At 69.4% G+C, this 10,795-nt stretch carries 10 protein-coding genes and 2 tRNA genes; 9 read left to right on the forward strand and 3 right to left on the reverse strand.

Annotated features, from left to right (window positions below):
* Positions 1-271: 271 nt before the first annotated feature.
* From mgtE to ACFWTE_RS19780, 4 genes are all read left to right on the forward strand, one after another.
* Entirely contained in the window at positions 272-1,615 is a 1,344-nt protein-coding gene (mgtE, locus tag ACFWTE_RS19765; protein ID WP_378781054.1) for a magnesium transporter, read from the forward strand.
* Positions 1,616-1,719: 104 nt separating this feature from the next.
* Positions 1,720-1,917: an Rv0909 family putative TA system antitoxin gene (locus ACFWTE_RS19770; protein WP_378781047.1), complete on the forward strand. Its 198-nt coding sequence runs from the start codon at positions 1,720-1,722 to the stop codon at positions 1,915-1,917.
* 297 nt (positions 1,918-2,214) lie between these two features.
* On the forward strand, positions 2,215-3,051 hold the full coding sequence (locus tag ACFWTE_RS19775) for a peptidoglycan DD-metalloendopeptidase family protein (protein WP_378781048.1): 837 nt from the start codon (positions 2,215-2,217) through the stop codon (positions 3,049-3,051).
* 41 nt (positions 3,052-3,092) lie between these two features.
* Positions 3,093-3,686: a (2Fe-2S) ferredoxin domain-containing protein gene (locus ACFWTE_RS19780; protein ID WP_378781049.1), complete on the forward strand. Its 594-nt coding sequence runs from the start codon at positions 3,093-3,095 to the stop codon at positions 3,684-3,686.
* Between the two features lie 81 nt (positions 3,687-3,767).
* On the opposite strand, the gene ACFWTE_RS19785 is transcribed toward ACFWTE_RS19780, so the two are convergent.
* The 3 genes from ACFWTE_RS19785 to ACFWTE_RS19795 all read right to left on the reverse strand — a co-directional run bounded on the left by ACFWTE_RS19785 (position 3,768) and on the right by ACFWTE_RS19795 (position 6,710).
* Entirely contained in the window at positions 3,768-5,633 is a 1,866-nt protein-coding gene (locus tag ACFWTE_RS19785) for an ABC transporter ATP-binding protein (protein WP_378781056.1), read from the reverse strand.
* Positions 5,634-5,787: 154 nt separating this feature from the next.
* Entirely contained in the window at positions 5,788-6,291 is a 504-nt protein-coding gene (locus ACFWTE_RS19790; protein ID WP_378781050.1) for an adenylyltransferase/cytidyltransferase family protein, read from the reverse strand.
* Between the two features lie 345 nt (positions 6,292-6,636).
* A tRNA-Gly gene (locus ACFWTE_RS19795) sits at positions 6,637-6,710 on the reverse strand.
* 117 nt (positions 6,711-6,827) lie between these two features.
* Between ACFWTE_RS19795 and ACFWTE_RS19800 the strand changes: the two genes are divergently transcribed.
* The 5 genes from ACFWTE_RS19800 to ACFWTE_RS19820 all read left to right on the forward strand — a co-directional run.
* Positions 6,828-6,902, forward strand: a tRNA-Pro gene (locus tag ACFWTE_RS19800).
* A 227-nt stretch (positions 6,903-7,129) separates the two neighbouring features.
* Positions 7,130-8,578 carry a trigger factor gene (gene tig, locus ACFWTE_RS19805; RefSeq protein ID WP_378781051.1) on the forward strand — a complete coding sequence of 483 codons (1,449 nt, stop codon included), beginning with the start codon at positions 7,130-7,132 and terminating at the stop codon, positions 8,576-8,578.
* Positions 8,579-8,874: 296 nt separating this feature from the next.
* Positions 8,875-9,399: a ClpP family protease gene (locus ACFWTE_RS19810; protein ID WP_267948590.1), complete on the forward strand. Its 525-nt coding sequence runs from the start codon at positions 8,875-8,877 to the stop codon at positions 9,397-9,399.
* Positions 9,400-9,463: 64 nt separating this feature from the next.
* Positions 9,464-10,120: an ATP-dependent Clp protease proteolytic subunit gene (locus tag ACFWTE_RS19815; protein ID WP_378781052.1), complete on the forward strand. Its 657-nt coding sequence runs from the start codon at positions 9,464-9,466 to the stop codon at positions 10,118-10,120.
* A gap of 278 nt (positions 10,121-10,398) precedes the next feature.
* On the forward strand, positions 10,399-10,795 hold a 397-nt coding region (locus ACFWTE_RS19820), incomplete at its 3' end, for a ClpX C4-type zinc finger protein (protein WP_378781053.1).

Consider the following 10,795-nt stretch of genomic DNA (forward strand, 5'->3'; position numbering starts at 1 on the left):
GCCGCGCCGCGGGGGCCGGGGTGCGGCGGCCGGCCCCGCCTGGGGGTAGGGTCGGAATGCTCCCCGTCCCCGCGTACGGCGGTCAGTCCGTACACGTCCCCGGATCGCCGTGCCCGCCCCCGCAGCCCCCGGGTGCCAACTCCCACGGCCCACCACACCAGTGACGACGGGACCGGAGCGGGGCCCTTCCACAGGCCCACCGCTATCCGACGACTGGTGTCGCCCGCGGGGCCTCCCCGCAGGGCGTAGGAGACGCGAGGGGGTGCTTCGCATGTCAGAGGGCGAGCGCGCTGAAGAACTGACCGATCTGGTCGAGAGCAACGACCTGACCGGCATCCGGCTCTGGTTGGCCGAACACAGGCCCTACGAGATCGCCGACGAACTCTCCCGCATGGCCGGCGGCGATGCGATCATCCCGTTCCGGCTCCTGGACAAGGACCGCGAACTGGAGGTCTTCGAGGAACTCGACCCCAGCCAGCAGCAGGCCATCCTGCTCAGCCTCCGCGACAGCGCCTTCCACGAGATCCTGGAGGAGATGGACCCGGACGACCGGGCCCGCCTCATCGGGGAGGCGCCCGCGAAGATCGCCACCCGGGCCCTGGCCGGCCTCAGCCCGGCCGAACGCAAGATGACCGCCGCGCTCTTGGGATACCCCGAGGACTCCGTCGGCCGGTACATGACCCCCGAGACCGTCATCCTCCACCGCGACCTGGTCGTGGGCCGTGCACTGGAGGTCGTGCGTGCCCGGGGCGCCGACGCCGAGACCATCTACACCCTCCCGGTGGTCAGCGACGGCCGCCGCCTGGTCGGCACGGTGACCCTGGGAGACCTGGTCGTCAGCGACGACGACCGGCTGCTCAAGGACATCGTGGACGTGTTCGCCCCACGGGTGCGGGTGTCCGAGTCCGCGGAGGACGCCGCCCGCCTCATGCAGGAGTCCAACCAGGTCTCCCTGGCCGTCGTGGACTCCGAGGACCGGTTCGTGGGCCTGCTGACCTTCGATGACGCCCTGGAGGTCATCGAGGCCGCCGACTCCGAGGACATGGCCCGGCAGTCCGGTGCCAGCCCCGTCGGCGACCACTACGTCTCCGTCAGTGTGCTCCGGCTCGTGGGCGCGAGGTCGGTGTGGCTGATGCTGCTCATCGTCGCGGCCACCTTCACGGTCAACGTCATGCAGGCGTTCGAGGCCACGTTGGAGGAGGTCACGGCCCTGGCCATGTTCGTGCCGATGCTCATCGGCACCGGCGGAAACGTCGGCGCGCAGTCGGCCACCGCCATCGTGCGCGCCCTGGCCGTGGGCGAGGTGCGGGTGCGCGACCTTCCCAGGGTCACCTGGAAGGAGGCACGGGTCGGGCTGCTCCTGGGCGTCATGCTCGCCGGGCTCGCCCTGGTCATCGGTTCCCTGCTGGTCGGGTTCGCGGTCGCCGTGGTGGTGGCGTGCTCCGTGGTCGCCGTGTGCACGTGGGCGGCGATCATCGGATCGGCCATGCCACTGTTCGCGCGCAAGGTCGGGGTGGACCCCGCGGTGGTCTCCTCTCCCATGGTGGCGACCCTCGTGGACGCCACCGGCCTGATCATCTACTTCTCCGTCGCCCGGCTCGTTCTGGGCATCTGACCTGGCTGCGGTCGGTGTCGGCCCGGCAGCCGAGGCGCGATCCGCATGAATACCCCGCGAACCGGGTATCGCGTCAGGAGCAGGACGGATCTAGGGGGGATTTCATGTCCGGTACCGGAGATGCGTTCAACCGGCTCAAGAAGGCCGTCGACGACAACGCCGAGAAGGCCCAGGGCCTGGTCGGCAAGGCAGCCCGAGCCGCGAAGAAGGCCACGGGGGGCGCCCACGACGACAGGATCGACAAGGGGGCCGGAGCCGCGACGGAGTACCTGCGCAAGCGTGCTCGGGAGGACAGGAAATAGCATCGGCCGCCGTGCGTGAGCGGGGCGGGCGGGGTGCGTCCACAATGGAGGATGCCCTCACCCGCCCCGTTCTGTTCCCCGGAGCCGGAAGGCCCGGCCGTCCCGCCAGCCCCGATCGCTTCGTCCGCACCGGTCGGCGCGAGCGCGCGGGGCCCTGCCGGGAGCCCCGCGGCACCCGTGGTTTCGGACGCCTCGAACACACCGTTTCGTGCGGATGGCCTGGGCGGTCTCCGGGACCCGCGGCCTCCCGGGCGCCCGGGAGGCGGGCGGCTGCCGGTCCTGCTCGCCAGGATCCGCATGCCTCTGATGTGGGCGGCCACCCTCACCCTGCTCGCCGGTTACGTCGGAGTGCCGTGGTGGGTGGGTTGGGCACTGCTCGTCGTGGCGCTGGCCGTCTACCTGCGCGTGGGCACCGCGCGGCGCGAGCCCAGAGTGATGTTCCCTCCGGTGCGCGGTAGGTGGATGGCGCTCACCAGCCCCGTGGACGGGGTCCCGAGCCAGGGCAGCCACGCCTACGGGCAGACCTACGCGCTCGGCCTGGTCGCCGAGCCCGGGGGAGGAACCCGGCCCGACATCGCCTGGCGTCCGCTCAGCCGCCCGCCGGAGGACTTCCCGGCCTTCGGCAGGCCCGTGTACGCCCCCGCCGACGGGACGGTGGTGGCGGCGCACGACGCGCGGCGGGACCACCGCAGCCGTAACTCGTGGCCGTGGCTGTTCGGGGCGGTCGTGGAGAACACGCTGCGGGAGTTGCGCGGCCCGGCGGGGATGCTCGGCAACCACCTGGTGATCGACCTCGGGGGAGGGGACCACCTGCTCCTGGGACACCTGGAGCGGGGCTCCCTGGCGGTCCGCCGGGGGGACGTGGTGAGGGCGGGGCAGGTGGTGGCCAGGTGCGGCAACTCCGGGGCGTGCACCGAACCCCAGGTGCGGGTCCAGCTCATGGACCATCGCAGGCCCCTCTTCGCCGCAGGGCTGCCGATCGCGTGGGCGTCGGGGTGGAACGGCAGGGACGACGGGGTCGGGCTTCCCGAGACCTGGCGGCCCGTCGTGGTCGAGCTCCCGGAACCCGGGGTGGTACCCGCTGGTCGCGACGCCGGCGAGGATGATTACGCTGATGAGGTAAGGCGAACCTAACGGGGTCGGTCCGACGGGGCCGGTCAGAGGGCGGGGAGAGTGTGAGCGCTGTCGAGGGGCGTCCCTGCCAGCTGACGGTCTGCCGGGGCTGCTGCTGCGGTACCCGGAAGAAGGTCCCCGGGGTGGACCACAAGGCCCAGCTCGCCCGTCTCAGCGCCATCGACGATCACTCCGGTCGCCCCGTCCCCGTCCGCACCAGCAAGTGCCTGGGCATCTGTTTCCAGGCCAACGTGGTGGTCGTACAGCCGTCCCAGGCGGGTCGGGCAGCCGGAGGCAGGCCCGTCTGGCTGGGACAGGTCACCGAGGACAAGCTGGTCGAGGCCGTCGACGACTGGATCTTCGAGGGCGGGCCCGGCCTCGCGCCGCTGCCCGCGGTCCTCGCCGACCACGTCACGTCCAAGGACGCCAAGAAGCCGAAGAAGAGCAAGAAGCCCAAGCACTCCAAGGCCGCCAAGAAGGAGCGCCGGAAGGCCAAGGAGGGGGGAGCGGAGAAGGCCTCCCGTCCGAAGAAGCGGTCGGACAAGGACCGTGAGAAGTCCAAGAAGTCCAAGAAGAAAAAGGCGAAGAAGGCCGAGAAGGCGAGGAAGGAGGCGAAGAAGGCCCGCAAGGCCGCCACGAGGGCCGGGGGCGGCTAGATCGTGTTCTTCGCTTCCTTCCGGGCCCGCGACCGCTGGGAGGCGCCCCTGGGCGCCCCGGAACCGGGGGCGCCTCCCCGCTCAGGTCCTGGACTGCGGCGCGAACTGGGTCCGGTACAGAGCCGTGTAGAGGCCCTCACGCCCCAACAGCTCGTCGTGCGTGCCCCGCTCCAGGACACGGCCGTCCTCCAGTACCAGGATCTGGTCGGCCTCGCGCACCGTCGCCAGCCGGTGCGCGATCACCAGCGACGTCCGCCCCTCCAGTGCCACGGCCAGTGCCTCCTGCACGGCGGCCTCGGACTCCGAGTCCAGGTGCGCGGTCGCCTCGTCCAACACGACCACCGACGGTGCCTTCAACAGCAGGCGGGCGATCGCCAGGCGCTGCTTCTCGCCGCCGGACAGCCGGTAACCGCGGTCGCCGACCATCGTGTCCAGGCCGTTCGGCAGATGCGCCAGGAGGGGGCCGAGGCGGGCCATCCGCAGCGCCTCCTCCAGTTCGGCGTCGGTCGCCCCGGGCCGGGCGTACCGCAGGTTCGCGCCCACCGTGTCGTGGAACAGCTGGGCGTCCTGGGTGACCACGCCCACCGCCTCCCGCAGCGAGTCCCCGGTCACCTCGCGCAGGTCCAGTCCGCCGATGCGCACGTCGCCCTCGGTCGGGTCGTACAGGCGTGAGACCAGGTGGGTCAGCGTCGTCTTTCCCGCGCCCGACGGGCCGACCAGGGCCACCATCGTGCCCGGCGCGGCCCGGAACGACACCCCGCTCAACACCTGGGTCTCGTCGTCGACCTCCGCCTGGGGGGTGAGCTCCAGCGACGCCACCGACGACTCCCGCGCCCCCGGGTACCGGAAGGACACATGGTCGAACTCCACGCTCAGGGGGCCCCGCGGCAGGTCCCGGGCGTCGGGGCTCTCCTTGATCCCCGGCTCCAGGTCCAGCACCTCGAAGACCCGGTCGAACGAGACCAGCGCGGTCATGATCTCCACGTGCACGTTGGACAGGGTCGTCACCGGCCCGTACAGCCGGGTGAGCAGGGTGGTCAGCGCGACCAGGGTGCCCACCTCGAAAGCCCCGCCGATCGCGAGGAGCCCGCCGACCCCGTACACCATCGCCATCGCCAGCGCCGTGATCAGGCCCAGCATGCTGAACAGCAGGGAACCGAGGACCGCCTGGCGGACGCCCAGGTCGCGGACCCGGCCCGCCCGTTCGGCGAACCCGGCCGACTCCTCGCCGGGGCGGCCGTACAGCTTGACCAGCATCGCTCCGCCGACGTTGAAACGCTCGGTCATCAGGGAGCTCATGTCCGCGTTGTTGTCCATCGCCTCGCGCGAGATGTGGGCGAGCCTGCGCCCGATGAGCTTCGCGGGGACCACGAACAACGGGACGAGCACGAGCGCGATCAGCGTCACCTGCCACGACAGGGCGAGCATCGTGACGAGCACCGCCACCACGCTGATCAGGTTGGACAGCACCGACTGGAGCACGGAGGTGATCGCGCGCTGCGCGCCCACCACGTCCGTGTTGAGCCTGCTGATCAGCGACCCCGTCTGGGTGCGGGTGAAGAACGCCAGCGGCATCCGCTGCACGTGCGTGAAGACCTGGGTCCGCAGCAGGTAGATGACCCCCTCGCCGATCCGCGAGGACAGCCACCGGCCCAACAGGGTCAGCACGCCCTCCAGCACCGCCAGCCCGGCCGCGGCGACCGCCAGCCACACCACCAGGGAGGTGTTCCCCGGGAGGATCCCCTGGTCGATGATGGCCCGGAGCAGGAGCGGGTTGGCGACCACGATGGCGGAGCCGACGGAGGTCACCAGGAGGAACCACACGATCGCCCGCCAGTGGGGGCGGGCGTAGGAGATGATCCGACGGGTGAGGCCGGGGGGTAACTGCTGACCCTTGGCGCTCCCGTCGTTGACCAGAGCCCTGTAGGACGGTCTTCCCGACATCATGGACATGGGCGGCCCCGTTCTCGTTTCTGCTTCGCCACGACTGCGTCAACACCGGTGCCCGTGTGTGGCTTCCCAGGAAGGGCGTGCCGTGCGGCCACGGGATCTCGCCGGCGATGCGGGGCCGTGTGTCCGGGAGCCCCGTCGTCTCAGGGGGTCACAGGGAGTGGGCGAGGCGGCCCAGCGCCGCGGTGGTGGAGCGGCCGGGGGTGAAGGGGAGCTCCCAGGCCTGGGAGCCGAGGGCGTCGGCGCCGCGGATCTTGGCCTGCGTGTACCGGTCCCCGGCGGTGTACGCGAGGGCGGCGGGGTCGATGGGACGCAGCAGTTCGGCGTAGGCGGACCAGTCGGCGACCTCGGGCGGCCCCTCGATGACGAACGCACCCGCGACGGAGGCGAGCGCGGCCACGGTCTCGGCGCGTTCCCCGGCGGGGTTCACCGGTCGGCCGGGACCCTTCCAGGCGCCCACCCGCAGGTCGGACTCGATGCCCACGACGAGGGGCAGGCCGCGTTCGGCGATGGTCCGGAGGAAGCGGACGTGTCCCACGTGGAGCACGTCGAAGGCGCCGGTGACGACAGCAGGCCGCTCCAGGAGTTCGGGCCGCTCGAACCAGTGGGCGCTGAGGGGAGTACTCGCGCCGTGCGTCGCGTTCGTGTCCGTCATGCAGCCACCCGTCTCACCAAGCGAGGGCACCCGTGTCCGATTCGCGCCGACGGGCTCACCCGAAAGGTCAACGTACTCGTTCGGGGTGGGTATTCCGCCTCTGGGGGAGGGGCCGCGGGTCGTCGCCTCCGGTGTCGGGTTCCTCCGCCCGTGCCTGTGGGGCTTTTCACCGCAGAACGAGTCGGACGGGTGTGGGATCGGGTGGAGGGCGATCCGGCCGGGGTGGGGCGCCGAGCGCGCGGACGTGCCGGGATTGCGGTGGAGGCGGCGTCCCGGCGACGGTGGGCCCGGTGCGGGTCCTGCGGCGGCGGGACGCGAACCCGGGGCACCCCCGGGGTGGAGCGGTGGAGCGGGCGACGAGAATCGAACTCGCATGACCAGCTTGGAAGGCTGGGGTTCTACCATTGAACTACGCCCGCGTGGCATCGGAGCCTTTGAGTTTCCCCTAGACTCGTGGAGCCGACGGAGACAAGAGTACAGTCTCCCGAGCCGTGGTCGCACACCCCTCCCGGGAGTGCGATCCTTGGTGCGGTGTACGGGGTGTAGCGCAGCTTGGTTAGCGCGCATGCTTTGGGAGCATGAGGCCGCGGGTTCGAATCCCGCCACCCCGACGAAAACATCCGTGGCATCGGCCTTCGGCCGTACGCCGTGGCCCCCTGCGTATCTGCCCTAGACTTGGTGCGATCAGCAGGAAACTGTCAGTCCCAGCCCGTCGCAGGGCACCCCGTGTGAACGTGGTCGTCATGGCCCCGGGGTGCGCTCGTGCATTTCGCCGTTGTGTGTGGTGCGCCTGCGGGCCGACGCGGACACCAGCCGGCAAACCTAGGAGTACCGCCCCGTGAAGACCGATGTCGAGGAGCTGAGCCCGACCCGGGTCAAGCTGACCATCGAGGTGCCCTTCGAGGAGCTCGATCACGCTTTCGACGTGACGTACAAGTCGCTCGCCAAGCAGGTCCGGATCAAGGGCTTCCGCCCGGGCAAGGCGCCGGCGCGGCTGATCGACCGCTACGTCGGCCGCGGCGCGGTGATCAGTGAAGCGGTCAACCACGCCGTCCCGGAGCTCTACAACGAAGCCATCCAGAAGGAGGAGCTCTTCGCGCTCGGCCAGCCCGACGTGGAGGTCACCAAGCTGGAGGACAACGAGGAGCTCGCGTTCACCGCCGAGGTCGACGTCCGCCCCAAGTTCGAGGTCGAGAACTACAAGGGCATCGAGGTGACCGTCGACAGCGCCGAGGTCACCGACGAGCAGGTCGACGAGCAGACCAGCACGCTGCGTGAGCGCTTCTCCACCCTCGTGGGCGCCGACCGCCCCGTCGAGAACGGTGACCACCTGTCCATCGACCTCTCCGCCGCGATCGACGGCGAGAACCTCGAGGACGTGGCGGTCAGCGGCTACTCCTACGAGGTCGGCACCAACGCCATGCTGGAGGGTCTCGACGAGACCCTCGTGGGCATGGAGGCCGGCGGCGAGGCCACCTTCAAGACCACCCTCGTCGGTGGTGAGCACGAGGGCCAGGAGGCGGACGTCACCGTCACTGTGCACAGCGTGAAGGTCAAGGAGCTGCCCGAGCTGGACGACGAGTTCGCCCAGCTGGCCTCCGAGTTCGACACGATCGAGGAGCTGCGGGAGGACGTGCGCAAGCGCATGTCGGAGATCCGCCGCCTCCAGCAGCTCTCCGCGGCCCGTGACAAGGCCCTTGAGCAGCTGATCGAGTCCGTCGACGTGCCGCTGCCCGACGCGGTCGTCGACGAGGAGATCACCCGTCGTCGCGAGAGCCTGGAGCAGCAGCTCGCCCAGGGCGGCCTCACCAAGGAGGCCTACCTGGAGTCGCAGGAGAAGACCGAGGAGGAGTTCGACGAAGAGCTCACCACCGGTGCCCGCTCGGCCGTCAAGGCCGGGTTCATCCTCGATCAGCTGGCGATCCAGGAGGACCTGAGCGCCGACCAGGGCGAACTCAGCCAGTACGTGTTCGAGCAGGCCCAGCGCATGGGCGTGAGCCCGGACCAGCTGGCCCAGCACCTGGTCGAGTCCAACCAGATCCGCGTCGCCTTCACCGAGGTCGTCCGCGGCAAGGCCATGGACCTGGTCCTGGCCGGTGCCCGGATCACCGACGAGGACGGCAACGTCGTCGAGCAGGAGAACGCCGAGGAGGCTGCGGCCAAGGCCGCCGCGGTCGCCGCCGAGGAGTCCCTCGAGGTCATCGAGGACGACGCCGAGGAGACCGAGACCGAGGCCAAGACCGACGAGGCCAAGGCCGCGGACGCCCCCGCGGCGGACGACAAGTAGTCTCCGCGCCCAGCGTGCACGGGCCCCGTCCGACCCCGAGGTCGGGCGGGGCCCCCGTGTTCGCTGGCGGAGGAAAGTGCTGTACGGGCCCTGCGCCACCCTGCGCTCAAAGCGAACAGGGACGGTATCCGGATGAGCCCGGCTTCCGTCGGCGTTAGTGTCGCTGTATCGCAACCGTTTCGATTCCGGAGCAGGTGACGAGAGTGCCGCCGACCTTTGATGAGTCCTCGCGATTCGACGCTCGTACGTCCGAGTCGCAGATTTCCCCTTTTATTGAGCAGACGCCTCAGCGCCTGTTGCGCCAGCGAATCGTTTTCCTCGGCCAGCAGGTCGACGACGAGATCGCCAACCGCCTGGTTGGTGAGCTCCTGCTGCTGTCCGCCGAGGACCGCCAGCGGGACATCACCCTGTACATCAACTCGCCGGGTGGGTCCGTGACCGCGGGCATGGCGATCTACGACGTCATGCAGTACATCCCCAACGACGTCCGCACCGTGGGCATCGGCATGGCCGCCTCGATGGGGCAGATGCTCCTGTGCGCGGGTGCTCCCGGCAAGCGCTACGCGCTGCCGCACACCCGCGTCATGATGCACCAGCCGTCCGGGGGCATCGGTGGTACCGCCTCCGACATCCGGATCCTGGCAGACCAGCTCCTCTACGTGAAGAAGATGTTCATCGAGAAGATCTCCGAGCACACGGGGCAGACGGTCGAGCAGATCGAGAAGGACGCCGACCGCGACCGCTGGTTCACCGCTCAGGCGGCCAAGGAGTACGGCTTCATCGACGAGGTTCTCGAGGGCACCCTCGACGTGACCAGGTGACCGTGCCCAGAGTTGACCCGTCGGACCTGGCCCCAGGAACGGCGCAGTGCGTGGAAGGCGTGAAATGACCGAGTACAACCCCAGTCTCATCGGCGGCGCGGCCTCGATGGCTCCCCAGAGCCGCTACGTCCTGCCGTCCTACGTGGAGCGGACGTCGTACGGCGTCAAGGAGATGAATCCGTACAACAAGCTCTTCGAGGAGCGGATCATCTTCGTCGGCGTGCAGATCGACGACACGTCGGCCAACGACCTGATGGCCCAGCTCATCACCCTTGAGCAGCTCGACTCCGAGCGGGACATCCAGATGTACATCAACTCGCCCGGTGGGTCGTTCACGTCCCTCATGGCGATCTACGACACGATGCAGTTCGTGCGCCCCGACATCCAGACGGTGTGCATCGGCCAGGCTGCGTCGGCTGCGGCGATCCTGCTCGCGGGAGGCACGGCCGGAAAGCGCGGCGCGCTTCCCAACGCCCGCATCCTGATCCACCAGCCCGCGACCGAGGGCATGCACGGCCAGGCCAGCGACATCGAGATCCAGGCGAACGAGATCACCCGTATCCGTACGCAGCTGGAGACCACCCTGGCCCGCCACACCGGCCGCACGCCGGAGCAGGTCTCCAAGGACATCGAGCGCGACAAGATCCTCACGGCCGAGGAGGCCAAGGACTACGGCATCATCGACTTCGTGCTGCCGTACCGCAAGGCCTCCTTCAAGTAGGGGTGTGACAGAGCCGAAAGACCTTCCGCGGCCGCTGTGAACGGAGTGTTCCGGTGGGGAGTTTCGGTAGTGGTGAAGCGTGGGCCGGACCGGCCCTTGACCCGCCTGGGGGAGCCCGGTGGTGAAGCCGGTCCGGTTTTTCGCTTAGTCTGGCGGAGAGCGACACACAGATCGCCTCGTCCGTGACCTTCGTGGGCGGGTACGGGAGATTCGACTTCCGTGCGGTTTCGCATCTGAGCGTTACCGGCGGGGCGGCCTTAGTTTTGAGGAGTGGCTGGGTGGCACGCATCGGCGACGGCGGGGACCTGCTGAAGTGCTCATTCTGCGGTAAGAGCCAGAAGCAGGTGAAGAAGCTCATCGCCGGCCCCGGCGTGTACATCTGCGATGAGTGCATCGATCTGTGCAACGAGATCATCGAAGAGGAACTCGCCGACGCCACCGAGCTGTCGTGGGACTCGTTGCCGAAGCCGCGGGAGATCTACGAGTTCCTGGATTCGTATGTGATCGGTCAGGACCAGGCGAAGAAGGCCTTGTCGGTGGCGGTGTACAACCACTACAAGCGTGTGCGGTCGGAGGGTGAGCGTCCGGGTTCGGAGGACGTGGAGATCGCGAAGTCCAACATTTTGCTGTTGGGGCCGACGGGGTCGGGGAAGACGTTGTTGGCGCAGACGCTGG

Source organism: Nocardiopsis sp. NPDC058631 (genome assembly GCF_042716955.1).
Classification (GTDB): Bacteria; Actinomycetota; Actinomycetes; order Streptosporangiales; family Streptosporangiaceae; genus Nocardiopsis.